21 protein-coding genes are annotated in these 24,626 nt (G+C 41.6%); 7 read left to right on the top strand and 14 right to left on the bottom strand.

Translation table 11 applies throughout. From position 1 onward, the window contains the following. Positions 1 to 70: 70 nt before the first annotated feature. Positions 71 to 1,156, top strand: a complete 1,086-nt coding sequence (locus WAE59_RS23740; RefSeq protein ID WP_337858490.1) for a hypothetical protein — start codon at positions 71 to 73, stop codon at positions 1,154 to 1,156. Here WAE59_RS23740 and WAE59_RS23735 read toward each other — a convergent pair. Then, the gene (locus WAE59_RS23735) at positions 1,153 to 2,292 is read right to left on the bottom strand and encodes a PepSY-associated TM helix domain-containing protein (RefSeq protein WP_337858489.1); all 1,140 of its coding nucleotides are present in this window, start codon (positions 2,290 to 2,292) and stop codon (positions 1,153 to 1,155) included. The genes WAE59_RS23740 and WAE59_RS23735 overlap by 4 nt on opposite strands. A 2-nt stretch (positions 2,293 to 2,294) precedes the next feature. Beyond that, entirely contained in the window at positions 2,295 to 4,694 is a 2,400-nt protein-coding gene (locus WAE59_RS23730) for a TonB-dependent receptor (protein WP_337858488.1), read from the bottom strand. 169 nt (positions 4,695 to 4,863) lie between these two features. Here WAE59_RS23730 and WAE59_RS23725 point away from each other — a divergent pair, with 169 nt between their 5' ends. After that, entirely contained in the window at positions 4,864 to 5,472 is a 609-nt protein-coding gene (locus tag WAE59_RS23725) for a DUF4142 domain-containing protein (RefSeq protein WP_337858487.1), read from the top strand. A gap of 88 nt (positions 5,473 to 5,560) precedes the next feature. On the opposite strand, the gene WAE59_RS23720 is transcribed toward WAE59_RS23725, so the two are convergent. Together WAE59_RS23720 and WAE59_RS23715 are read right to left on the bottom strand one after the other, a co-directional pair. Then, positions 5,561 to 5,884 carry a nuclear transport factor 2 family protein gene (locus WAE59_RS23720; protein ID WP_337858486.1) on the bottom strand — a complete coding sequence of 108 codons (324 nt, stop codon included), beginning with the start codon at positions 5,882 to 5,884 and terminating at the stop codon, positions 5,561 to 5,563. A 20-nt stretch (positions 5,885 to 5,904) separates the two neighbouring features. Continuing rightward, a complete protein-coding gene (locus tag WAE59_RS23715) occupies positions 5,905 to 6,696 on the bottom strand; it encodes an SDR family oxidoreductase (RefSeq protein ID WP_337858485.1) in 792 nt (263 codons plus the stop codon). Between the two features lie 128 nt (positions 6,697 to 6,824). Between WAE59_RS23715 and WAE59_RS23710 the strand changes: the two genes are divergently transcribed. Further along, entirely contained in the window at positions 6,825 to 7,193 is a 369-nt protein-coding gene (locus WAE59_RS23710) for a winged helix-turn-helix transcriptional regulator (RefSeq protein WP_337858484.1), read from the top strand. 147 nt (positions 7,194 to 7,340) lie between these two features. Here the strand turns inward: WAE59_RS23710 and WAE59_RS23705 are convergent, their stop codons facing one another. The 4 genes from WAE59_RS23705 to WAE59_RS23690 all read right to left on the bottom strand — a co-directional run bounded on the left by WAE59_RS23705 (position 7,341) and on the right by WAE59_RS23690 (position 12,511). Continuing rightward, positions 7,341 to 7,709, bottom strand: coding sequence for a hypothetical protein (locus WAE59_RS23705; RefSeq protein ID WP_337858483.1), 369 nt, complete (start codon positions 7,707 to 7,709; stop codon positions 7,341 to 7,343). A 126-nt stretch (positions 7,710 to 7,835) separates the two neighbouring features. After that, positions 7,836 to 9,257, bottom strand: a complete 1,422-nt coding sequence (locus WAE59_RS23700; RefSeq protein WP_337858482.1) for a S41 family peptidase — start codon at positions 9,255 to 9,257, stop codon at positions 7,836 to 7,838. 188 nt (positions 9,258 to 9,445) lie between these two features. Further along, positions 9,446 to 11,641 (bottom strand): S41 family peptidase, encoded by a 2,196-nt coding sequence (locus tag WAE59_RS23695; RefSeq protein ID WP_337858481.1) that lies wholly within the window; start codon positions 11,639 to 11,641, stop codon positions 9,446 to 9,448. Between the two features lie 156 nt (positions 11,642 to 11,797). Continuing rightward, positions 11,798 to 12,511: a DUF3891 family protein gene (locus tag WAE59_RS23690; RefSeq protein WP_337858480.1), complete on the bottom strand. Its 714-nt coding sequence runs from the start codon at positions 12,509 to 12,511 to the stop codon at positions 11,798 to 11,800. A 216-nt stretch (positions 12,512 to 12,727) separates the two neighbouring features. Between WAE59_RS23690 and WAE59_RS23685 the strand changes: the two genes are divergently transcribed. The 3 genes from WAE59_RS23685 (at position 12,728) to WAE59_RS23675 (ending at position 14,062) form a co-directional block, all read left to right on the top strand. Beyond that, a complete protein-coding gene (locus WAE59_RS23685; protein WP_337858479.1) occupies positions 12,728 to 12,916 on the top strand; it encodes a hypothetical protein in 189 nt (62 codons plus the stop codon). A 112-nt stretch (positions 12,917 to 13,028) separates the two neighbouring features. Beyond that, positions 13,029 to 13,595, top strand: a complete 567-nt coding sequence (locus WAE59_RS23680; RefSeq protein WP_337858478.1) for a PRC-barrel domain-containing protein — start codon at positions 13,029 to 13,031, stop codon at positions 13,593 to 13,595. Between the two features lie 275 nt (positions 13,596 to 13,870). Further along, positions 13,871 to 14,062: a hypothetical protein gene (locus WAE59_RS23675; protein WP_337858477.1), complete on the top strand. Its 192-nt coding sequence runs from the start codon at positions 13,871 to 13,873 to the stop codon at positions 14,060 to 14,062. A gap of 38 nt (positions 14,063 to 14,100) precedes the next feature. Here the strand turns inward: WAE59_RS23675 and WAE59_RS23670 are convergent, their stop codons facing one another. The 5 genes from WAE59_RS23670 to WAE59_RS23650 all read right to left on the bottom strand — a co-directional run bounded on the left by WAE59_RS23670 (position 14,101) and on the right by WAE59_RS23650 (position 22,012). After that, a complete protein-coding gene (locus WAE59_RS23670) occupies positions 14,101 to 14,592 on the bottom strand; it encodes a hypothetical protein (protein ID WP_337858476.1) in 492 nt (163 codons plus the stop codon). Between the two features lie 103 nt (positions 14,593 to 14,695). Continuing rightward, complete coding sequence (locus tag WAE59_RS23665; RefSeq protein ID WP_337858475.1) at positions 14,696 to 15,781, bottom strand: Gfo/Idh/MocA family oxidoreductase; 1,086 nt, start codon at positions 15,779 to 15,781, stop codon at positions 14,696 to 14,698. A 7-nt stretch (positions 15,782 to 15,788) separates the two neighbouring features. Further along, on the bottom strand, positions 15,789 to 17,228 hold the full coding sequence (locus WAE59_RS23660) for a Gfo/Idh/MocA family protein (RefSeq protein ID WP_337858474.1): 1,440 nt from the start codon (positions 17,226 to 17,228) through the stop codon (positions 15,789 to 15,791). 28 nt (positions 17,229 to 17,256) lie between these two features. Next, complete coding sequence (locus WAE59_RS23655) at positions 17,257 to 20,715, bottom strand: DUF1080 domain-containing protein (RefSeq protein WP_337858473.1); 3,459 nt, start codon at positions 20,713 to 20,715, stop codon at positions 17,257 to 17,259. A 22-nt stretch (positions 20,716 to 20,737) separates the two neighbouring features. Next, the gene (locus WAE59_RS23650) at positions 20,738 to 22,012 is read right to left on the bottom strand and encodes a Gfo/Idh/MocA family oxidoreductase (protein ID WP_337858472.1); all 1,275 of its coding nucleotides are present in this window, start codon (positions 22,010 to 22,012) and stop codon (positions 20,738 to 20,740) included. 201 nt (positions 22,013 to 22,213) lie between these two features. Here WAE59_RS23650 and WAE59_RS23645 point away from each other — a divergent pair, with 201 nt between their 5' ends. Then, positions 22,214 to 23,467, top strand: coding sequence for an ROK family protein (locus tag WAE59_RS23645; RefSeq protein WP_337858471.1), 1,254 nt, complete (start codon positions 22,214 to 22,216; stop codon positions 23,465 to 23,467). A 21-nt stretch (positions 23,468 to 23,488) separates the two neighbouring features. Here WAE59_RS23645 and WAE59_RS23640 read toward each other — a convergent pair whose 3' ends face one another. After that, positions 23,489 to 24,445, bottom strand: coding sequence for an Rpn family recombination-promoting nuclease/putative transposase (locus tag WAE59_RS23640; RefSeq protein ID WP_337858470.1), 957 nt, complete (start codon positions 24,443 to 24,445; stop codon positions 23,489 to 23,491). Positions 24,446 to 24,626 lie beyond the last annotated feature (181 nt).

Raw genomic sequence — 24,626 nt, 5'->3', positions numbered from 1 at the left:
TTATGCCGACTTAGATCATAACAAGTCGATACAAATATTTTATTACATTCGGTTATAAAACGCAGCTCTTATGAATAACGCTCTTCTACCAAAAACAATCCTCAGCTTATTGATCCTCTGCATACCTGGACTAGTACAATCCGTGGCACAAGGAAAAGCCGACCAGCAGCACCTGAGCAACAAAGTCTTTGAACTGCTCAAACTGAAGCATAAGTACGATGCCTTAATGGATACAAAACGTACAAATTCTGAACAAGAACGTAAAGCTGTAGCGCAGTTAGAATTATTTAACAGTGATTATGGTAAGGCAGTTAAAGAAATCAAAACGGATAGCCTGAAATATATTCCCTACCTCGATCAGACGATCAGCAGAGGAGCCGATAGACTTGTCAAGGCCACAGTCAATTATTACATTCAGCCGTTAGTTTCATCCGATATGCCAGATCGCTATGTGATCAGTAAACTCGACTATCTGAAGGCGGTAAGATATAGCCTGTTTGACCGTAAAGCAGACAAGTTGTTACATTTGTATCAGATTCCAGGTATCAAGACGAAGTATCCAATGCCCAAAGCTTACCTTGAGTCCTTAAACGCAATAGATACCTCATGGCTAATCAAAAGGACTATCTCCGATGCGGAATACGAACTGTCGTTCCAAGAAGGCAGGAATAAAATCAATTTGAACTTAAACATTCCTAAAGGCTTCCATGAGGTAGGATATTCCTGGATAAATCAAAGCAAATTTTTACATGTATCGCGAAACCCATTTCGGCATACCATTCAGGATTTCAATAAGTTTCTGGTCAATTCGGATTCCTCAATTCTAATAGGTTTAAAGACTACGCATACCAATCAATTCGATGTTCTAAAAAACTCCATAATCGGTTTTAAATTTTACGTAGATAGCGTTGGAAGCACTTATCATTATTTAGATAAAGATTGGTTGAAGCAATTCAATACGGATTTTGGCGTAGAATATTCGGCTAGAAAAGCTTTGCCTTTCATGGATAGATTTCCAAATCACCGTATCATAAATATTGCAGGTAAAGATTTTGAAACCGTGGTTACGTATTTTTATACGGATAAAATGAAACCAACCATCAAGCAATTCATTAAGGACAATGCCGATATCTTTGAACCAATCAGGAGCAATTAATTGCTCTTCTTCGCCGGTTTGTTATACCACATCAGAAATCCCGTAATAGGCATGGCCGCGCAGACCAGCGAAATCAAAAATGCCAGTATTTTGGTAGGAATCCCGGCGAAAGCCCCGGTGTGAAGGTCATAGTTCATGCTTCTGAATTGTTCCCCTCCTCCAACAGTCCTATCATTGTAATGCATCAGAAGCTTGCCAGTATTACGGTCGTAATAATACCATTCAAAAAGATGAGTACGGTTTCGGGCAAGCCTAACCTGTACATCCAGTGGATCAGTATCTTTTTCCCGGAAACGAATCGAAAAAACATCCGCATCAGCATGTTTGAGCAGCAAAGCTTTAACTACGGCATTGGTAGTGGCAGGTGGATAACTTTCACTTGGACTGGACTTCGGAATGATGCGTTTCTTAACCACTTTTGCCCCATTTGCCAGATATTGCACCGAGTCATCTGCCCAGGTATAGGCAAACACGAGTCCGGTAATGGTGATCAGCAGCGCAGGAATCAGCACATACAGCCCCGAAATATTATGCAGGTCATAGTTGAGCCGCTTCCATCCGGTTCCACGTTTAAATACCAGTCCTCTTCTAAAACCTTTTTTTGTCCATTTCCTCGGAAACCACAGCACGAGCCCAGTCAGCAGCAATATGAAAAAACATGATACAGAAATACCAGTTATCATTGTACCCACCGGATCACCCAGCAGCAAGTTCATGTGCAGATTCAGCACCAGCTGAAAGAACTCATTTTTGGTATCTTCCACATGAACTACCTTCCCGCTGTAGGGATCCACATAGACCCGGTAATAATATTGGTAATAATTCCAGTGTCCTATCGCTCCCTTATTGGTTTTAGAAGCACGGAACACCCAGGTTCGCCCCTTTTGAGGATAAATCTCGCTCCTGGAGATCTTCAGTCCCTGGCCAAGTGCCTTCTGCGCATTCTCCCGTAGTTCGGTGAATTCCAGTATCCTGGCACCGGGAAGAGCTTCTGAATAATATCGGTCATGATAAAAATAGGTCTTAAGTTCGTCCGAAAAAACGTTTATACAGCCAGTCACACTAACCACCAAAACAACCAGACCTGTGATCAGGCCCAGCCATTTATGTAGCCAAAAGAATACCTTACGCAACATCCTTAAAAGTTATAAGATACATTCAAACTCATCGTTGCGCCGTTGCCGCGAACGTATTCCGCATCAATTGCACGGTATTGGCTCACTACAGGAAAATAAGAATTGTTTAGCAGATTCTCTACACCAAGACCAGCCGACCATTTGGTGTTAAAGCGGTAGCCAGCGGAAAGGTTAAACAGACTAACGGCTTTGACATCGCCCTCACTGTTTGCAAACAGCCCATTCGCACGCACATCGAAGCGGTCGCGGCTTCCGGTATAAATCCAGAATAATTTCAGGTCCAAAGCATTTACCGGACGGTAACCCAGATAGGCTGTGGCTTTAGGTGGGGCTATACGTAGCCCATTCATATACACTTTGGTCCCACTAGCCTGTTCAGCTTTACCCTCTACATAAGAATAACTTCCACCCAACGTCCATTGCGGGTTTAGTGTCACATCCGCTGCAATCTCATAGCCCTTTATTTTTTCAGGTTCACGTTGGGCTACCAAAAATCCACCCACATCTACCAGATTTGCACCCAGCTTGGAGGTACTGATATAATAAGATGCCGTCAGGTTCAGTACACCAATTCTGCTACTGAATCCGGCTTCGTAGTTGTTGGTGATGATGGGGTCAGTAGCAATACTTTCCAGGGTGCTGCTTGTTGCTGTTCTTAAGATACGTCCCAGCTCATTGATTGCAAAGCCCTGAGAAAAGCTCACAAAAGGATTGAATATTTCATATTTATTGTACCTCAAACCCGCATTGTAGGTGGTCGACTTGTAAGGAATTTCGCCTCCCGTTACTGCAATACTGCCCTGACCATTCGGCCCCCTGGCGATCGTATTGAAATCCTTGACTTTAACATTCGCGTTTTCGTACCGTATCCCTGCTTTCAGGATGAAGTTGGTCAGTATGTCAAATTTCATTTGCGCATACGGCGCTACGTTGAGCATGTTCATATCAGGTATATATACCCGCCCGTCGGTCAGCACCTGGTTGGTGCGGTCATGCAACAGGTCAAGTCCATAGGTCAGTTCACCATTTCCCAATTCCCCTACTTTCCAGGGTGTATTTAAAGTCAGTCTTACCCCCTTTTTGAAAGACTGGATCTTCGTCTGACCGGGACCATACCAGGCTGTGCCCTGGGCTACATACCTGTTCATGGAAACGAAGCTGTTATAATATGCAGAAACGTCCAGGGAACTGGCCAGTGGAAGCGCCTCGTTATGATATGAGAGGAGTGCATTGTGGTTATATGGCGTACCGGCAGCCTCACCCGGATCATCGCCTTTCTCCCCAACGGAGGGCGTTACGCCATATTTACCTACCACATTTACATAATCACTGCTCTGCACACTTCTAAACAAATTATAAGAGCCAATAAGCTCACTATGCGCGTTTGGCCTATAAGCCAGCTTCACAAAAGTATTGTACAATGAATTTTCACCGAGTCCATCGGGCTGGGCATTCACTTTGCCCTTGGCATCCCTCAGTACTCCAGTATAATTATAAGTGCCATTAACCACGTAAGACAACTTGTTCAAAGTACCGGACAAGGTTTGAGAAACCCGATATCCTTCAGTACCCGATGGCCGGGCCAGATTGCCGTTCAGGCCCATAGTAGTAGTGCCGCTAATGGTTTTGTCGCCGCTTGCTTTTTTTGTAATGAAGTTGATGATACCGCCTGCAGAACCGTTGCCGTAAATGGACGTTGCACCTTTGATTACCTCTACCCTTTCAATTGCAGATGGGTCAAGTGTGCGGATATCACGACTCCCGTTCATTAAGGGGGTCGACTGTGGAATTCCGTCTATCAATACCAATACCTGACGTCCGCGCAGGGTCTGTCCGGCATTGGTTGCCTTATTATTAGAAGTTCCAAGGCCAGGTACGCTATTTCCAAGTATGGCAGCAATAGAGGGATTGACATTTAATTGCTCTTTTACATCACGGGAGTTCAGGATCGTCACTGAAGAGGGAACTTCTTTTAAACTCTCCGGTTTTCTACCGGCGGTTACCACCACTTCAGACAGGTCGTTTCCGCTAAGCAAGATAAAGGATACCTCGGTATCGGAATCAGCAGAGATCACCACGTCTTTAACCAGCGTCTGGTAACCAACGAGACTGGCAGAAACACGATAAGTACCTCCGGCAACACCAGAAATCATAAACTTGCCCAGATTATCCGTGGCACTGCTTTTTCCCCCACTTATAGAAACCGTAGCGTATTTTAGCGGCTGTCCATCGGCATCTAGGACTGTGCCGGATAAGGAACTCTTTAAACTCATTTTGCTTTGCGCAAATGTGACAGTCGGACTTGCGATAATTACCGCTGCCAACACCATAAGGTATATGTTAATGATCAGGTATGAAGAAATTGATTTAGGATGAATTTGTTTTGGTCGATAATGAGTCATCGTTTCTCTTTTATGAATTGTTAGCTATTTGCGCCAAAGTTATCCTTATTTAGATTCATTACAAACATTTCTTCAATCATAATTCCACGATCTCAAATACCTGACTCATTATTCAAATTCGAAACAAAGCCGAGCGATGGATGTTAAAGCATCAATCAAAACTATAGCTATGAAAACACATCAGTACGCTTATCTCGCCATGATCGCAGCCAGCTTAGTAGCTTGCCAGGGCGGGGAAGACAGCAGCAGATCTTTAAAAGATTCCACAAGGCTTGACGAACAGGCGGATTCAGCCAGACGTGATCAAGGAAACGTAGCCCCGAACAATGCAACCAGTGAAAGTGCTGTTGGTGATGACGCCGCTGCATTTATGAAGCAAGCAGCCCTCGGCGGGATGATGGAAGTCGAGCTTGGGAAATTAGCTCAGGAAAAAGCAGCAAATGCACAAGTCAAGGCATTTGCAGCAAAGATGGTCACAGATCACGAAAAGGCAAATGCGGAGTTGAAAACCTTAGCATCGGGTGCTGGTATCATTTTGCCATCAGAATATCCAGTAGAAGTCAAAAGCCATATGGAAGAAATGAAGAAATTAAAAGGTGCAGCTTTCGATCAACATTATATGGATATGATGGTCAATGGCCATGTTAAAACACTGGAGTTGTTTAAGTCGGCGACCACAATCACGGAACGACCTGTTAAAGAATTTGCAGGACGTACGCTTCCTATTCTGGAATCACACCATAAGATGGCGCAGGAAATACAGGCTTCATTAAAATAGGCAACCGAAATGCAACCGCACTAAATGGCCTGAGTAAATGCCTCAGGCCATATCATTGCTTTTCCTGTCTTATTCAACGGCCTCCTACTTATCCTGTAATTTTCAATGAGTTTATCAAGTCATCGGCAATTTCTAAATGATAACTCAATGCAATAGGACTTCCATCAAAATTTCCTGAAATTTCTGCTTTTAAGATGCTTTCCGTTTCTTTTTCTTCAAAGCTTAGGGGCTTCATGGTAGCTTTATATCGTTCATTGGCATCCGCAATCCAATGTTCTATTTCCGTTTTTCCAATGTGCGTTTTACCCTCATCAAAGACTACGGCTGTTTCGGAAAAGCAATTTGCGTAAGCAATGCTATCAAAGCTGTTTTGAGTCTGCACTAGGTCTGCGACTATTTTCGGTAAGTTCATTGTTATTATTTTTAAGGTGATTAAATAGTAGGTACAGTTCCACCGTCTATGACGAATTCCGTTCCTGTTAAATATTTAGCTCTTGGAGAAACTAAGAAGCCTACCAATTCTGCAACTTCTTCGGGCTCTGCCGGTCTTCCGAAAGGTATTCCACCCAGCGCGTCCATCACGCTTTGCTGGGCCTGCTCAACGGAAATATTTGAACCCTTAGCGATTCTGTCCAAAAATCCATTAACCGCTTCCGTTCTGATCCACCCTGGGGAGACAGTGAGCACACGAACACCCTTCGGCGTAACTTCTTTTGATAGACTTTTGCTGTAATTTATCAGTCCTGCTTTTGCAGCCGCATAAGGTAAAGTCGAATCATACAGGGGAAGTTTGCCTTGAATAGAAGCGATGTGAATGATAACGCCACTTTTTTGATCAATCATCAGCGGCAAAAATGCCCTATCCAATCGAACAGGAGCAAGCAAATTGGCCTGCAGGGTCGACTCCCAATCTTCATCACTCAATACAGCAAAACCACCAGCGGGTGTTTCTGAAGAACCAAGGTTATTCACCAAAATATCCAACCTCCCATAGGTTAACAGTACTTCACTGACTACCTTTTGCGTACCTTCCGCTTTACTTAAATCAGCAGGAATGAAATGTAACTTGCTGTTTTCTTTTTCAGCTGGATTTCTTGCGGAGATAATCACCGTTGCACCAGCTTGTAATAGTCTATCTGCAATTGCCCTACCAGCTCCTTTTGTACCGCCTGTTACTAAGGCAATCTTGCCCGATAACTCATTGTTAAAATTAAATTGTTCCATTTTTTAAATTTGTCTTTAGGACAAAATTGGTAGGTAAAAACAGTTTGCACAAGTACGGCATTACGATTCATATAGGGATAAATTTTTCCCCTATTGCGCGATTTGGAACATTGATGTAACTTTATAAAATGTACGAAAGAAAGATCCAGCCGAACCTGAATTGTGGTCTTGACCTGATTGGCGAGGTAATTTATGGCAAATGGAAAATCCGTTTGCTATGGTTCATCAATGAAGGGCACAAGCGTCCTAGCGAATTGCAGCGCAAAATCCCCGATGCCTCACGGCGGGTTTTGAATATTCAGTTGAATGAATTAGAAAAACACGACCTGGTCACAAGAAAAATCTATCCCGTTGTACCACCAAAAGTAGAATACAGCCTTACTGAATTCGGTAAAACGTTAATCCCGGTGATTGCTGTATTAGGGCAATGGGGCGATGAGCACGAAGACCATTTGCGGGATGTGATTTTGAAACAAGTTGTAAGTTCAGATTTGTAAGAAACACATCAGTAATGAAGACTTCCCAACTACGATAAGAATCTATGAAGATGGAACCTTTGCATTTAGTATATTCCTATTGGAAATAATCGAGACATAAGTGACCTGCCCATATACGCTATTCAATGCGATGAATCTCAGCGGATATTAGTAACTTGTTGATGAAAACTTTATAAGAAAAGGCTCCAGCCTGTCAAACTCTTCTTTAGCTAGCTTATCCTCCACATGCATAATCACCACCCCATTCGCGGCTCGGGAACCATAAATGGTGGCGGCTCTTATCTCCTTTTCAACCGCAATCGATTTAATTGTTTTTGGATTTACCAAACTGTCCACTAAGCGACTTTCGATGACGTAATATTTGTGTTTAAAAACCAGTAAGCACAATGGTCCGGGGGGAATTATTTGGGCTTGGCTTGGAATCATTCCCCTACGAACAGTATCCTTCTGCGCGAAAACTGCGGTGCTGCACAACGAGACAAGGAGCAAAATATAAATAATCCTAAAAGACTTCATAAACATTAATATTTCCTAAATCGTAAATATAGTTTATCTGCATCCATCACACCACTCGTATCGCCACAATTCATGTTTTCTTAACACTAAGATAATGTTGCCGGCTGTCGTCAAAGGCTTGCTGAATTATAACTGTTTACCTAACTTGTTTTTCTCAATATCCTTCATCACCCAATCCATTTCCAAATCCTTACCAGCCAGATAATCTTCAATCTGGTAATTAATCAGCACATCTGGCATAACGCCCCTGCCGTCGATATTTGTGATGTCACCAAAATAAGCGGGGATATTCCCATACTTCAGCAGCAACTGACTATGAGGTAGGGTTACGCTTTTATGTACACCTGCTGTCCATATGTTTTTACTGCCGCCAGTCTCTTCCCCTACCAGGGTTACGTTTTTCTGTCCTTTCAAATTCGATGCAAGCAAGCCGCTGGCCGAAAAAGAGCCCCCGTCGATCAATAGATATACTTTGCCTTTGAATGTGAAGGAATAAGGATAGACCATCTGGTATTCTGACATTGATATTTTGTCGATCCAGGCTTTTATTTTCGGGTTGTCGTACAGCCTTTTCTGGTGTTTGATCTCGTCGGGCAGTCTGAATATATACTTTGGAGTATCGAATAGGTGACTCAGTATCCTTGCTGCCCAAAATATTTCCCCGCCGGTATTTCCCCTGAGATCAATGATGAGTGTTTTTAAGTGACGCCTTTCTATATCATCAAAGATGTACTGATAGCCCACAAAATTGGGCGGATTATAAAAAGTGCGGAGTTTGAGATAGGCAATATTACTGTCAGCAGTTAACTTTTTATATTCTGTAGTAGGCGGTGGCGTTCCACCAATGCTGTCAAAGCCCTTTTCAAGACGGGGCTCTAATTTAATTTCCCTGAGACTACCAGATGACTGGAGCGAAATGTTCAGTGGTACTTTTTCCGGAAACAAAAATCGGTAACGCTCTGCGAACAGGCCGGCATTATTCATCAAAAATCTCTTGTAGGTAGTATTGTAGCCATCACCGGTGATATAACTATTCAAGGTATCTATCAACTTCGCGATAGGCACGTTGTTGATGCTCAGGATCTCGCTGCCTCTTCCAATTGTGGAGTCGGCAGATAAATTCTTCGTAATGAAGAGCCGTTTTCCATTAACATAGTAGCCGAACTGATAAATGGGGTGCTGCAATGATGGTTTTTTCAAAAAGACAATGTCCTGCGGAGTAAATTTGGAATAATCTATCTCTACTGTCAGGTGCCCATCCCCTATACTGCTGATCACCCGTTGTAATTTGATATACAGCGCAATCGGGGTTATCGGCTTGTCTAATGTTTTTCTTAAACTGTCAAATTTAAAGTCAAGTGTTTTTTTTGAGATGTAGAGATATAAATTCGGATGTTCTTTTTCCAGTGTGCTTTGTACGAGATCAATGTCTTTTTTAAGATCAGATGGCTGATACAGTTGTTTCGACATATGATCCAGATACTGCGCGTTTAAACCGGTTGTGGCACCAAAAAATAGTGCAAGAAATACCAGAGCTGAAAATTTCATATCGCCAAGATAAATCAAACAGATGCAATTTTAAAACTGTAGTAAATATATTGCATGCCAACCGAACTATTTCGCTAATTTTAACTAACATTAAACTGCTCCAGCTCACGTAATGTATTTCTGCCAGTTAAAGCCTGCGGTCAATGACTACCTCCAATTCTGGCGATTTCGAAAGTATAAAGCTTGTATCAATTCTGCCCAGCCAGTCTAATAGCCTCTTCCAGGATTTCATCTTTACCTTTCTGTATGCCCAGAATGGTATTATTGACCAGCACATCAGGTACTACACCATTTAGATGATGTTTACTTCCATCAGGATTTTTGACTAGCATACCAGAATAAAAAAAACGATATCCGCCAGGCATGGATACTAAATTGATATTTCCATTGCTACCTGAGCTTGGCTGACCGACAATAGTCGCCACCTTAAATTGTTTATAGGCAGATAAGAAGCTTTCTGCAGCACTTTGAGCAGTAGCATCAGATAGGACAAATATTTTTGCTTTTACACGAGGCAGAGCGGGCACGATAGTATAAGAGCCGGTAGTATAGGATACATCTTTATAATCTGGATATAAAATTTGAGGTGTAAACATCCCGCTATTTGCATTCAGCTTTTTATACGTCAAATGCGACAAGAATGTTTCCGCATCTTCGTTCAAATAACCACGCAGATCAACAATTACCGATCTTGCTTTCAAAATTTCAGCCATGTGGGCCTCAGTGGTCGTTTTGTTTAAATTGATGTAGAAGATATCATCTGAAATCCAATCACTCATGCTTCTGTTATTTCTATCGGAACCAGAAATATACTCATTGTAAGCATAGGTGCGAGGAATACTCAGGGAATAATTCTGGCCTCCACTTTTTAAAGTCAAAGGACAAACTTCCCCTCGCTTACCCCTAGTGAGGCTTAAAATGCTCTTTGCCCGTTTCCATTGAACCGAACCAGAATAAAGCGAATCATTGGATCTTAACACGTCAAAGGGGTTTTTGTGCGCTATTTGAATGACTTCGTCTCCTGCTTTAACGGTTTTAGTCAAGCCAGAGTCAAGTACTTTTTTCACGACTACTTTTCCTTCTGCAATATCAAAAAGCAATGGCAAAGAAGCGATATCTTCATCAGTGTCACCGTGTAAATCCACGAACATGTGACCATCATTGAGGGAATTCGCAATCCACTTCAACGTTCTTAAAAAATCTTGATCTGTTTTGTCAGAGAATACCCTATGAATTCCTGCATTCCAAATTTCATCTGCGTTCATTGAAGCATCTCCCCAATAGGGATAAGAATGTTTCAGTGCATTATATAAAATTACAAAATCGGCTAATCTAATAGACAAATCTGAGCCACTGATGCTGAATTCTCCATGTTCATCTTTTGGCCACGATTCGTAAGCAAGGTTTATGAGTTTAGCAACGTTACCTTCTCCTACCTCAGGATACGTATGCTTTTCATCTCCATACAAAACTAAAGGAACCATGCATTGTATTCCCGGGACTAAGCTTTGCAGTACATAATCACCAATCTTAAGTTCCCTGTCGAAAATCTTTTCATTGCCTTGATGTTTAAAAAAACGAATTATCCTACTGTCCACCTTCGAATCTAATTGACTCAGTGAAACCATATTTTCAACTAAGGGAACAAGGGTTTCTCTTCCATTATCAATGAGCCGTAGCTCGATTTTATTAACATCCAGGGATCCAGCAGCGCCTAAATTGGGTTCTATGGCAAACGTAAATAAGTCCAGCTTAGGATCAAAAACACCATTGAAAACATACTTTTTTTCGTTCTCTGAAACGGAGGATTCTTCTACAAAATTGAGTTTATCTAAATACGGCTTTGAAACTAAATCCTTAATGTTTGATTTTACATGAATACTTAAGCTAAATTTTTTGCCTTTATGTAGGCTAACATCAATTGGTGATGTTAAAGCAAATGCACTTTGCTTGATTCTCGTCTCAGATATAGGAGTAATTCTGTTTATTCGAACGCTGCTGTAAATATTGTCGAAATAGGGCAGTTTTAAACCTACGTGCCGCCAATAAACAGGTACGTACCCAATCAAGCTCTGAGGCCTTATATCGGAAAGGTCAAACTTTAGATTTTTACTCGTAGAAATTTTGATTGTTGGTGCAACAGGAAGAAATAGCTCATTTAAAGTGGATACTAGTTCATGATCATCCTTAACCTGAAGCATTTTTTGACTTCCATAGACAGCAAAACTTTGCCATTCAAGTTTCGATGCCTCATCTGAAGGATGGAAATACTGGACATACCCGTATAATTTGCTGAATGCGCTCAAATTGCGTATTTGCTGTCGAGTTTGCGTGAATCCAGTTAAGGAAGCAATGATTAGGCATAGCGTAAATAATAACCTCATTTGCGGATGATTTATTAAGCAGTTAAATATAAATATTGATTGCGTATAAAATCCGGTTTTAACCAACATTAACATCTCTATTTACAAATGGATTAATGTCCCGAAGCGATACGGTCAGAGCCGACATCACCAATGTACCAAATGGCAAGCATATAGCTAAGATTTTGAAATGGTCAAATACTGGGTCATGGCGTTAGCCTTCTGAAATTCCTTTTTGAATTCGTCCGAACTGTTGAAGCTCAATTGTGTAATGAGCCTGACTTCATAACTAACCGGAAAAGAGGCGACCTCGAATGGCCAGGGTGCTACGATCAGCTTATCCCCGGAAGCAAACATTTCATATGGCTCGCCTTCAGGCCCATTACTGATCTGGATCTTACGCTGCTCTGGCTGTATCAGTTGCTGGCAGATGAGCAATGAAAATGCATCGCAGAATTCCAGCAGCTCGTAGGCTTTACTGATTTCGCCTTTAGTCGTATTCGCAATCTGGAGCCAATCCTTCTCCCTATTTGCCAGTTTGACAAAAAATGGTTTGGCTTTGGGCTCCGAACCATGAACAAATTGGATATGCCGAGAAATTAGTAGCGCAATAAAAGCACTTTTCGTTTCTGCCATCGCGATGAGTGCTTCGCTCCTCTTTGCTTCAAATTCCGTTTGCTTAAAGTTTACCGGACCGCCATTTTCATTGATCAACTCCTCATTTTCCAGCTCATTATATACGTCATCGTGTTCCGCAGTAGCGATCAGTGTATCCATCCACCTACCCGGCTGTTTATCCTTCTTCCACCGGGCGCAAATTTGAGCAGCAAGCAGTCCATGCGAACGCTGGGTAATGACCTGCCAACCATTTTCTGTATAATTTACGATCATAACGTTTTTTCAGGCTAAAACCTTTCGGTAGTTATTTCAAATGATTCCATATCAACAACAACCTGGTCCGGCATAGGTTTTAAGTGTTCCAAGTTATAAGTTGAGCGCTTTTTGGCGAACATGGAGCTTTGACTTGACCATTTGCGGAAAACAAATCCAGTTAGCGACTGTTCAGTTTACGGTTTATAAGAGCCAATTCAATTAAACGAGAAAACAATGGCACATTTAGAAGTACAACCAAAGCCTTCAAGACCCTGGTGGGTTTGGCTGCTGATCGTCTTGCTGGTAATTTTGCTGGCAGGAATCCTGCTCAGGAAATTCAGTTCAGAAGAAAAAACAAGTACAGTTCTTTCCAGAGCTGCCAATTCCAGTGGAATGCTGCTGGCAAAAACAGTCCCGGACTAAAATAGTCGCCTCTAATGACACAAAATCCAGAAGACAGCAAAACCGCAATGTGTCCATTGTTGTCTTTCTGAAACAATAACCAGCATTTTTTGAACAATTAAATGAGATCCTCATGGAACAAAATACATACAGATACCTGCGAGAACTGACTGGAAGTAATTTCCAGATTGTAGACGACGAGCCCAACATTATTGGCTGGGAGGTAAAAAACGAAAATGGAACCTATATCGGTGAAGTGGAAGAATTGTTATTTGACCCTAACACAAATGCGGTTCGTTACCTTATCGTAGACTTGGATGATAATGGAATGAACCTGGATAACAAGTCTGTCATGATCCCATTGGGCATTGCTCATTTGCATACAAGTGACGATGAGGTCGTCCTACCTGGCCTGCACGCTGACCAGTACAATGCGCTCCCTGCATATGAAAAGGATCAGATTGGTCCCGAACTCGAGGTGCAGATCCGAGCAATTATCGGAAGCCCCGCCGCCTTAAGGATGGAGGAAACAATTGTGGAGTTTGATCAAAACCATTTTTACAACCACCATCATTTTGACAAAGGCAGGTTTTATCAGCGAGGGGGGCTTCAGGAAAACCATATGACCGGAAAGTCTCCCGATGAGCAGGAAACCATCCATGAACTGGTCGAAAAATCCAAATATCGGCGGGAGCCTTAATGCCTTAGGATATATCCCTTTTAAGTGTCATATGCCGGCATCACTACCATCTAAGAAAACAATGGGCCGCTCCTATCGCGGCCCATGGCTTCCATGATATCTCTCGCTCATCCAAGTTATTAAACAGAACTGAGGTACTAAAAGCGCGTAAATCGCGCTGCACCTGCAGGAATTACCTGAATTTCAACTTCTCTGGCTGTTCTCTTATGGTGACTATGTTTAAAACCCTTTAAAACCATTCGTACTTCCGGATGTTTATCGTTAAAACATTCATTATGGAAAATCGAGACGCAGAACAACTGAAAAATCAGGAGGATGTTACTCCTTCCGAAGCATTGGAAAAATTAGTAATTGAAAAGGACACTGAACATGCGCCTAAAACTACTGGCACCGGTGCAAACAATCCGGTACAGAGATCAGAAAGTTTAATTATCAAAAAAGAAGAGGATCAAGAGGACAGCGAATAGCTATTTCTTCTAAGCCTTCTTAGCCAGATTCTGCTGCTTTAATTTATATTTGGCCCATTCAATTTATTTTGAAGGCTTTTTAAAACTGCATTATTCCCGAGGTCCGCTGACTCATTTTCCAATTTGTACAACATACGAGCTGGCGTAACCATGTCTTTGGAAGCCTCCTTATAAATCTGTACATTAAATGTCAAATGATTGCTATCTGACTTATAATGCAAAATGAATTTCTCAGGGTCGGTCATTAGCGTATCGCTATCATAAACATACCCATCTTTTATCAGTTGAGAAGAAATATGTGTCGTTAGAACCTTGCTCAATCCTTCATCGATTCCAAATTTCTGTTGTGGACGATTATAAATTCTCACGAGGCACAATAGACCACCAAGGCCGATCACGACCAATATAAAGATGTAATATATGGAAGGGAAAAATAGACTGTACAGTGTGGGTCTTTTCTCTACTGTTGATGAACCAGTTGCTTTCAGCTTTTTATTTGGGAGGCTATATGTGGAGCGTTGATTTGTCATATTCTAATATAAGCAAAATAAGTCGCATTCAAAACATTGCCATCCTCTAAGCTCCAAGATTAACCCATTTAAAAACTCATTTGAGTAGCTAAGCCTATAAACATTAACTCAACGTCACTGTTTCGCCAGTTTTTACGGATTCATCACATGCAAAAGCAATCCTTAGACTATTTACAGCATCTAGTGTAGCATCGCTTAAATCAATATCTTCGGTAATCGCTTTTAGGAAATAACGTTGCTCACGATTACAAAGTTCCTGATGATCGGGCTCATCGGTAAGATCTATCCATTCATCTGCTTTACTAAACTCATCGTCGATATTTAAATCTGCATAGTGCACTTTTATCGATTCCGTTTTCGTATGCGCATCTATGTTATCAGAATTACCGGCTGCCCCGGCTTTTTTTGCCATGATGGATACCGAACCCTTTGGACCAAAAACATCTTTAATGAAAAAGGCATTATCACTTACCATAGGGCCCCAACCAGCTTCATACCAACCGATCGAACCATCTTCAAAACGGATTTGTAACTGTCCGTAATTGTAATTCCATTCTGGGATTTCCTCAGTAAGCTTTGCGCCAATGGCACTCACTTTTAAGGGCTTTGACCGTGTCATTTGACACATGATATCTATATAATGTACCGCACAATCTACAATTGGACTTAAACTTTTCATCAAATTACGATGTACTGTCCATTTCGGCCCATGGCTTTGCTGATTGAGGTTCATGCGCATAACCAAAGGTTTTCCCATTTGCTGTGCCAATTCGGTAAATTTTTCCCAGGAGGGATGGTACCGAAGAATGTAGCCGACCAATAATTTTTTATTGGCTTTTTTAGCTGCTTCTGCTACTTTTATGGCACCTTCTACACTATCCGCCAATGGTTTTTCTATAAACACATGGCAGCCGCTTTCGAAAGCTTTTATGGCGTAAGCCTCATGCGTATCCGGATAAGTGGAAATGCAAACGGCATCCGGTTTGGTGATGGAAAGTGCTTCGTAAAAATCGCTGTACAGCTCATATTGCCCACCCAACTTTTTATTGAGAACTTCCTTGCTTTTTCCAGTGGAAACCAATCCACATATCTCAAAACCTGGTAAGGTGTGATAAGCTGTGGCATGGGAAGCTCCCATATTGCCGCATCCTACTACCAATACCCTTAAATTCTTATTTTCTGTCAACATATAATATTTAGACGCCTAAAGTCCAGCCTTTGCGATATTCGCGTTTCACAAATTGATTTACTTCATCAAAATTGGTAACCCTCATGTTTACCTTATCCCAGAGCATTTTAATATCTCTACCTGGGTAACTGATTTTACCATTTGCATCCTTGCGCTGTACATCTATCCCTCTGATCGCTAAATTGGCAATCAACAGCGTTTCTGTCAATGGTCCGGCAGTCTCAAATGGAGAACTCAGTGCGATCTTACCATACCCTGCAATGGCAGCTTCAGCAAATTGGGTATAATGTCCTTCTTCCTGGTTCAGCACACGTGGAATAGTGATTTTAGTTTTGTCTGATTCGTTGCGGGACAAGGGCAGTAGCTTTGGATTTGCACCATAGGTTTCGCAAATCATTTTGCCTTTTGTACCAATAAAGAGCACACCATTATCACCAAATCTTTCATTTGGGCCTAATTCTTCCGGACGTTCCGGTTTAATGCCACCATCCATCCAGTGCAATTGAACCTCTCCCCTGGTTTTCTCCGTTTTTGCAAAAGTTAAAATAACGTGACTTGATGGCGGACAGCTTTCTGGTGAATAAGCACGTCTAAACTCATCTACATAAACGCTACCTACGCTACACTCTACACTGATAGGTGTATCTAAACCTAAAATCCTAAATGGCGGTTCTACCAGGTGACAGCCCATATCGCCAATGGCACCTGTACCATAATCCCACCATCCCCTCCAGTTAAAGGGCACCAATTTACTGATGTAATCTTTGTATGGAGCACTGCCTAACCACAAATCCCAATCGAGTTCTTTTGGTATTTCGTCTTTTCTTGTTGGCCAGGAAATTCCCTGAGGCCATACTGGTCTGTCGGTCCAACAATACACAGTATGTACCTTACCAATCTTACCTGCATCATACCATTCCTGTAACCTTCTCACACCATCGCCAGATGCACCTTGATTGCCCATTTGCGTGACTACTTTATAACGGCTTGCGGCTTCGCTGAGCATCCTGGCCTCGTAGATATCGTGTGTTAAAGGTTTTTGTACATAGACATGTTTACCCAATTGCATGGCTGCCATGGCAATCTGTGCATGGGTATGGTCTGGCGTAGAAACCGTTACGGCATCAATATTTTTGCCTTCCTTATCTAATAATTCGCGATAATCTTTATAATATTTTGCCTTCGGAAACTTTTTTAGGGAATTAGTAGCTCTTCTATCGTCTACATCACATAAAAAAGCAACATCTGTCTTACCACCTCTAACGATACTTGCAATATCGCTTTCTCCCTTGCCGCCCGCACCTATTCCTGCCAATTGTAACCTATCGCTTGGCGCCAGAAATCCTGGCCCACCCAACACATGGCGGGGTACAATCATAAATCCAGCTGCCGCAAGAGCTGCTGTTTTAATAAAGTCTCTTCTCAAATTTGCCTTATCTTCCTTCATTTTTTTGAATTTAGCATACCAATTTAAATTATTTATTTTTACCTGTAGCTTTCCTCTCTGTATCTTTTTTGCTTAAATCTTTAATCCTGATGTTTCTGAACTGAACAGGAGAACCGTGGCCAAGGAAACCAATATGTCCGCTTTCGCGAGATAATCCTGGGTGTTCCTGGTGATCTGGAGTGCCGTTTTTCCTAAACGGCTCAATATCTCCATCTAAAATTACGGTTCCATTTAAGATCACCTTAATCTTTGTTCCTTTAACAATCACTTCTTCATAGTTCCATTCCCCAACTGGCTTTAAAAACCCTCTTTTTGCAGGGATTGTACCATAAACAGAGCCATGGTATTGGTATGCTTTCAGGTCCTTATAGATTGGTGCGTCATTATCCAGGATCTGCAACTCCATGCCTACATAGGCAGCATCTCCTTCCAATGGTGCCCTTATTCCCAAACCATTATTTGCACCAGGCGTTAACTGAAATTCGAAACGGTAAATAAAATCGCTAAATTCCTCTTTGGTAAATAAGTTACCACCAGATCCTTTACCTGGTTTTGGCCTAATGGCAATGTTTCCATCCTCAATCACGTAATCGGTAGTGTTACCTGTCCAATGATGCATATTGGTTCCATCAAACAATATCTTATAACCCTCTTTTTTCTCTTCTGCACTGAGCTCAAATGGTTTTGGACGAGGGATTTCTTTAATATAGATATCACGATAAGCCACTGGCGATCCATGTGCTTGCAATTCAATTTGCTCTTCTGCAAAAATTGGCAGGCCTCTGTCCCAATAGTTTTCTAAAATTACATTGTCAGTAACCAGTTGCCCATTCAAATACACGGTTACACGGTCACCTTTCATTAGTATCCTGAATGTGTTCCACTCATCTAGTTTATTATCGGCTACCTTAAGCGGCTTGCTTTCATTGATCTGGTTGTTATACAAACCGCCTGATCCTACTTGAGCGCCTACCTTGGTACGGGAAAGATCCCAGATTTGTACTTGTGGCGTTCCACGTAGATAGATCCCGGCATCACCCTCTCCTTTTTTATCGTCGATGATTTTCCAATCTACCAACATTTCAAAATCGCCATATTTTTTAACGGTAGCCAGGTTATTCCCATGACCTTGAAACTGAAGTTCGCCATTGATCACTTTCCAGCTTTGTTGCGCCTCGGTATCTGCTTTTGCCTGTGCAGCTGCCAGGGTTTTTTCGTCCATTTTCGATCTCTTGATTGGATCAGCTACTAAGCCCTTCCAACCCTTTAGGTCTTTGCCATTAAACACTTGCACAAAACCTTCACCCGCTTTCATTTCCGAAATATATTTACGCATAGCCTCTTTCTGATAGCTTGCATCGCCCCCGGTAATTACAGCAATTGTTTTATTCAAAAGGCCCTTTACAATATTGCCATCGTAAGTCCCGGCCAGGGTAATGTTCATTACTGCATTTGCAGCTGCCTGTTGTAAGTTTACATTGTCTAAATACTGACCAGCAAATACAATTGCATTAAAACACTTGGCTTGCTCTGTATCTTTAAGGATTTGTTGTTGCTGTTTTGAAGTTTTAGCAATGGCCATCGCATTGCGCAATAACAATAAACGCTGATCAGCAGGATATTTTGCACTTCTTACCAGGCTCAGAAAGCCTTCAATCGCCTGGTCCAAAAGATCTGAATTGGTAGTGGAGCGGGCAATACCCATTAACACTTCGACTGAGCCTGCATCAGACCAGGAAGAAAGCGCTTCAATGGCAGTCTTCTTAGTCGCATCATCTCCGCTTGCATAAGCATCTGCTACAGCTTCTAACGATTTCAGACCACCTAAAGCCGCCAAAACTTTGTAAAATAGAGATTTCTTTTCTGCCGCAGCGCTGTTCATCTGCTGAAGAACAGCATCAATTTGCGGCTCATTATCTGCCGTTCCTTTCAATGAAGCAATAAGGGCATCTTGTACAGCTGTAAGTTCGCCACCATCTGCCGTTTTATTTAAGAGTTCAAATAACTGTGCCCGATTTTCCGCTACTGCGATATGCTTCAGGGATAGAAAAGCTGCTTTTCTTACCGCTGCATCCTTATTGGCTAATTGCGCATAAATAGCAGCGGTTTGATTTGATGCTGCACGCGCAGCTAAGATATTGATAAAGGCAACTTGTACTTCAGGCTTAGCCTTTAAGATATAATCTCCAACTTGGGTAGACACATTTTCGCCTTTTATCCTTAAGATACCATTAGCAATCGCTGCAATATCAGCTGCACTGCCTTTGCTCATCAATTTCAATAGCTCAGCTAAAACCTCCTCCTGTCCGAGTTTTACAGCGGCATTAATAGCGGCAATTTTTACTTCTTGATCATCACTTTTCACTAATTTCATTACCGCAGGCAATGCAGATTTTGCTTTGCTATTGCCCAGCATGTCCAAAATTGCAACCTGGGTTGGAGCATCCACCTTTTTTAGCAGATTTGCCCATGCTGCACTATTGCCCTCATTGATACCATCTGCAGCAAACTTAACCGCTGCCGCTCTAAACTCAAATTGTTTATCGGCTATGGCATCCAATAGCACTTGCTGATTGCTTTGTGTTTCAGAGAGTAGCTTTAAAGCAGCAATGCGCTGGTTTACCTGGTCATCAGCCACTGCTTTTTCTAAAATTGTTTTAGCAATGGTTTCTACTCCAGTTTTATCTTGAGCTACGGTTTTTTGCGCATATACCAATAAAGCGGCAATTGCATTGCTTTGGTCATATTTATAACCGGCCTGTTCTGCGGCTTTTAACAAGATTTCTTTAGCAGATGCATCGCCGATATTGGCTAAAGCAGACAAACTTACCTTCGTCAATTCTTTATCTGGCCCATTAGCAAAAGGGGCAATTGCTAATGCTGCAGTTTTAGAATTGCTATGTCCCAGCGCTTCTACAATGGCAATTTTAGCTTTTCCATTTGCCTTACTTAAGCCATCAATCAATGCCTGTGTAGCAGAAGCAGAACCAATTTTAGCTAATGCCCTTGATGCCTCATCTGCTAATTGTTCATCGGCAAGGTAATTTGCCAAACAAGGTATCGCAGTATCATCGCCCACTAAATCAAACTGACTGATGATGAATGCCTTACTTTCTTGATGAGCTAATTTAGTTAATGCTGTGCAGTAGGACTTAATGGCCATCTTCCTGAAATCCTGGTTGCCATTTTTGGTCGCATAGGCGGTGAAGCCTCCTACTGCATACTCAATTAGTGCATTGTTTCCTTTTTCGGAAGCTGTTAAACCAGTGATCAGGCTTACATATCCTTCTTCGCCTAAATCAGCCACTTCTTTCATGTTACGCTCCAATTGTTGAGCATTTCTGGCTGGCAATTGTGCCAATAAATCGGCAATACGAGTGGTTGTAGTTCTTTCGTCTTTTCTATCCTGAGCTAAGGTTTTCAGCGTAAATAATGCATTAGAAAGCATTACCATGATCAACAACGCTAATAGTATTTTTTTATTCATGAAGATTTGTATTTGGAACGTTTTAAATAGAATATGGTGCACGCATTACTGGATTGATTAACTTGTTGGCCGCTTCATCATCTACGAACACTTGCTTTACAGGGTCGAATTTTAAAGATCTTCCCAACCTAAGTGCAGCCAAACCAATATTGATAATATTACATGAACGGTGGCCATTTTCTTCATTTAAGGCAAACTTTTTCCTTGTCCTCACTGATTCTGAAAACTCCACAATCTCCGGATCCGGTTCTGGAAATTGCGCCAGTTTACGTTCCAGATCAGGAATATCAGATTTAAAGCCCGGGTACAGTTTCCCTTTTGGGCCTTCTATATAAGGAACATTGGTATCTTTACCTTCGCCATCCAAAATAATCTGACAACCATCCGCATAAGTATAAGTTATTCTGCGCCAAGTCCCTACAGCATCGCTGTGCTGTTGTGCTGCATCAATTTCTACAGAAATAGGATTGGTATCATCCTTACCTAAAAAATACTGTATCGGATCTATGTAATGTTGCCCCATGTCACTTAAACCTCCGCCATCATAATCCCAATACCCTCTAAACGTTTGGTGAACACGATGTGCATTGTATGGTTTATATGGCGCAGGGCCCAACCAAGCCTCATAATCTAACTCTGCCGGTACTGGCTGAGGCTCCAGATGATCTTCCCCTACCCAGAAAAATTTCCAATCGTAGCCAGTATGTTTACTTACGGTTACTTTTAATGGCCAACCCAACAGACCGCTGTCTACCAATTTTTTAATTGGTTTTACCGTGGTGCCCATTCCGTAAAAAGTATCCTTAAATCTAAACCAGGTATTTAACCTGAACATCCTGCCATGTTGTTTTACCGCTTCTACTACCCTTTTCCCTTCACCAATTGTATGAGTCATCGGTTTTTCACACCAAATATCTTTCCCGGCATTCGCGGCATCAACAGCCATGATACCATGCCAGTGCGGCGGTGTAGCAATGTGCACAATATCTACTTCGGGCAATTGTATCAGCTCTCTATAATCACTAAATGTTTTTACCCCTTTGTCTAGCATAGCTGCTGCTTGTTTAAGGTGGTTCTTGTCTACGTCGCAAATGGCAACAACCTGAGTACCTTCATAGCCGAAATGGCCTCTCCCCATACCTCCAACGCCTATGACAGCTTTGGTCAATTTATCACTTGGTGCCAGGTAGCCTTGTCCGCCCAATACAAATCTTGGGACAATGGTAAATGCTGCAGCAGCAATTGCAGATTTCTTAATAAAGTCGCGTCTGGTGTGTTGTTCTTCTTGAGCTTTCATTTAGTTATTGGTTGGTTTCAAAGCACATTAAGTTGCCGGAAACATACTGGTTTTAGATTCGGTTAAGTTTTAAAATACAATTAATATTAACAAGAAACCGCGACAAAGGCAAAACATAATTGAATTTTTTGTCAAAAAAAATTACTTTAATAAAATATTTATAAAAGTTTAATATATTTATATAACAATATAATTAATGAAATGCACCTTAATCCATTTAGTAAGCTAATAGAGGCCGGTAACGAAAAGCAACTTATTCAAGAATATAAGGTCATCAAGCACCTCTTTAATTTGGGCGCTTCTTCAGTTTCTGCAATTTGTGAAGTCATGGAACTCAGCACGCCAAGCGTCTTAAAGCTGCTTAACGGATTAATTGACAAGGCCTGGGTAGAAAAGAATGGTTATGGCCTATCCATTGGGGGACGAAAGCCTGATCTCTATCGGTTAATGGGGAAAAAAATGCTGATTCTCTGCATCGACATTCAGTTATTTTATACCAGGATAGCCATTATAGATAATGACTACGATTTTGTAACGGATGTAAAGACCATTCAGGTCTCCATTTCTAAAAACAGGGTCGATTTTTTTAATATTTTACAGGCAAACCTTCAGGATTTTTTAACCTCAGCGGGTATTCAACAACAGCAATTGATTGGTTGCAGTGTGGGTATGCCAGGTTTAATTGATACCAAAAAAGGAGAGAGTTATAGTTATTTCTTGAGTGACGGCGAAAACATTTCCTTAACTGCGGCCCTCGAAAAAATGCTGGATATGCCTGTAGTGATCCAAAACGATGTAAATGGCTCATCAATAGCAGAATTTACACATGGCATGGCCAGGGACAAGAAAAATGTACTGGTATTGCTGATGGACTGGGGGGTTGGTCTTGGCATTATCATGGACGGCAAACTAAGAGAGGGCACCTGTGGCTTTTCGGGAGAATTGGGTCATATTCCCTTTGTTGAAAACGGGAGCTTATGTTATTGTGGTAAACATGGCTGTTTAGAAACGGTCGCTTCTGGCAATGCCCTGTCAGAAATGGCAAAAGAAGGGATTTTAGCAGGCAAAAACTCGATGTTAAATAAACTTACCAAGGAAGAACTAGAAAGGATTGAGCCAGCCGTCATTATTCAAGCGGCTAATAAAGGGGATCAATATGCAATACAGTTATTATCAAATGTAGGCGCCCATATGGGAAAAGGAATATCCATTCTCATCCAGCTCTTCAACCCTGAATTGATCATTCTAAGCGGCAAAATTGCCGAGGCAAAGCAATACATCACCCTGCCGATGCAACAAGCCATCAACGTGTATTGCATGACCCAAATCCGGGAAAAAACAACAATCGTATCTTCCGAACTTGGAGAAAACTCAAGATTACTCGGATACGCTGCCATGGGGATTGATCACTTTTTAGATGCTTACATTAAAAAATTAAGAGCCAATAATAGGTAAAGCATATTCCCCCACATCGCATCACAACGCCTGAATTTGTTCTTTAGACAGCCTAGTAACTTCAGTAACCTCAGCTATGCTCAAACCTCTATCTCTTAAGTTTTTAGCTATTTCAAGTGCTTTACTTAAAGCACCTTGTTTAAGACCTTGTTCAAGACCTGCTTCAAGGCCCTGTTCCTTCCCTTTTTCCATTGCAAAATCAAGGACATTCTGATTGTCCCATTCTTCTTGTTGTGCTGTTCTGTACATTTCTAATTCCTCCTTTGTAAATTTGGCGCATCTCGCCGATTCAAAAAACACCCTCATTTCTTCAGCAAATGCCGGTTCTTTAGTCATCGTAGATGCGTTTTTTAAACTATAAATCCATTTATCCAAACCTGTTTTGAGCTCAGATTCAGATTTGTCAAATTTTTTCAGTTCAATATAAACGAAATGAAGCTTATCATAAAAAACCGTCGCCTTCCGAGTATCAAACAAGGCAACGTCGTGCAGATATAGCCCTTTATCAGTACCAGGTAGACAGAATTCTTCAAGCAGGGAAATTACATAGACGGGCTTTAGCTCGTAGTTCCATTTCTTTCCTTTTGGTGCCTGGTCACTGATCAATCTGCTGGCATAGAATAGGGAACGATCCTTAAAGTGCGTCTGCTGTGTCCTCTGCAATTCCACCAGAAAAGAAATCCCATTTTCATCGACACAAACAAAGTCCAACACAGCCCCTCTCTTATCCTTTATCTCTCCTGGATACTCATTCTTACCATAAGCAATAGAGACAATTTCTCTTTTACCTTTCAGGACTTCGTTTAGGAAAGCCCTAGCCACCTCTTTATTCGCCTCACTTGCAAAAATCCGCTTAAAAGCCCAATCTACTAAGGGGTCAATAAAAGGATTTCTCTCTCCAACCGAATACACGACAACGGATTCGGCAAGGTTGGTGTCAACTGGTATATCTTCTAATATATCCTGGTATCTTTTCATTCGTTCAACCTAACTAACAAGGCGAAACAAATATATCAACAACAACTAAAACAACCAAGTATTTCTCCTTAATTAATATTCTGTAATAATATTAATAATTTTGGTGAACGATACAATATTTTGGATGATTAATGTAGTACAGTTCAAAAAAACAATGCACATTCTGGAACCAAAAAAATTA

Origin of the sequence: Pedobacter sp. GR22-6 (assembly GCF_037402555.1) — a bacterium.
Lineage (GTDB): Bacteria > Bacteroidota > Bacteroidia > Sphingobacteriales > Sphingobacteriaceae > Pedobacter.
This window is presented reverse-complemented; position numbering and strand designations above follow the sequence as displayed.

Excerpts from the sequence above, each read along its gene's own strand:
- WAE59_RS23690 (WP_337858480.1), bottom strand. The coding sequence starts at position 12,511 with ATGATCGTAAATTATACAGAAAATGGTTGGCAGGTCATTACCCAGCGT.
- WAE59_RS23725 (WP_337858487.1), top strand. The coding sequence starts at position 4,864 with ATGAAAACACATCAGTACGCTTATCTCGCCATGATCGCAGCCAGCTTA.
- WAE59_RS23670 (WP_337858476.1), bottom strand. The coding sequence starts at position 14,592 with ATGACAAATCAACGCTCCACATATAGCCTCCCAAATAAAAAGCTGAAA.
- WAE59_RS23720 (WP_337858486.1), bottom strand. The coding sequence starts at position 5,884 with ATGAACTTACCGAAAATAGTCGCAGACCTAGTGCAGACTCAAAACAGC.
- WAE59_RS23680 (WP_337858478.1), top strand. The coding sequence starts at position 13,029 with ATGGAACAAAATACATACAGATACCTGCGAGAACTGACTGGAAGTAAT.
- WAE59_RS23740 (WP_337858490.1), top strand. The coding sequence starts at position 71 with ATGAATAACGCTCTTCTACCAAAAACAATCCTCAGCTTATTGATCCTC.
- WAE59_RS23710 (WP_337858484.1), top strand. The coding sequence starts at position 6,825 with ATGTACGAAAGAAAGATCCAGCCGAACCTGAATTGTGGTCTTGACCTG.
- WAE59_RS23675 (WP_337858477.1), top strand. The coding sequence starts at position 13,871 with ATGGAAAATCGAGACGCAGAACAACTGAAAAATCAGGAGGATGTTACT.
- WAE59_RS23705 (WP_337858483.1), bottom strand. The coding sequence starts at position 7,709 with ATGAAGTCTTTTAGGATTATTTATATTTTGCTCCTTGTCTCGTTGTGC.
- WAE59_RS23700 (WP_337858482.1), bottom strand. The coding sequence starts at position 9,257 with ATGAAATTTTCAGCTCTGGTATTTCTTGCACTATTTTTTGGTGCCACA.
- WAE59_RS23660 (WP_337858474.1), bottom strand. The coding sequence starts at position 17,228 with ATGAAGGAAGATAAGGCAAATTTGAGAAGAGACTTTATTAAAACAGCA.
- WAE59_RS23655 (WP_337858473.1), bottom strand. The coding sequence starts at position 20,715 with ATGAATAAAAAAATACTATTAGCGTTGTTGATCATGGTAATGCTTTCT.
- WAE59_RS23715 (WP_337858485.1), bottom strand. The coding sequence starts at position 6,696 with ATGGAACAATTTAATTTTAACAATGAGTTATCGGGCAAGATTGCCTTA.
- WAE59_RS23640 (WP_337858470.1), bottom strand. The coding sequence starts at position 24,445 with ATGAAAAGATACCAGGATATATTAGAAGATATACCAGTTGACACCAAC.
- WAE59_RS23730 (WP_337858488.1), bottom strand. The coding sequence starts at position 4,694 with ATGACTCATTATCGACCAAAACAAATTCATCCTAAATCAATTTCTTCA.
- WAE59_RS23695 (WP_337858481.1), bottom strand. The coding sequence starts at position 11,641 with ATGAGGTTATTATTTACGCTATGCCTAATCATTGCTTCCTTAACTGGA.
- WAE59_RS23645 (WP_337858471.1), top strand. The coding sequence starts at position 22,214 with ATGCACCTTAATCCATTTAGTAAGCTAATAGAGGCCGGTAACGAAAAG.
- WAE59_RS23685 (WP_337858479.1), top strand. The coding sequence starts at position 12,728 with ATGGCACATTTAGAAGTACAACCAAAGCCTTCAAGACCCTGGTGGGTT.
- WAE59_RS23665 (WP_337858475.1), bottom strand. The coding sequence starts at position 15,781 with ATGTTGACAGAAAATAAGAATTTAAGGGTATTGGTAGTAGGATGCGGC.
- WAE59_RS23650 (WP_337858472.1), bottom strand. The coding sequence starts at position 22,012 with ATGAAAGCTCAAGAAGAACAACACACCAGACGCGACTTTATTAAGAAA.
- WAE59_RS23735 (WP_337858489.1), bottom strand. The coding sequence starts at position 2,292 with ATGTTGCGTAAGGTATTCTTTTGGCTACATAAATGGCTGGGCCTGATC.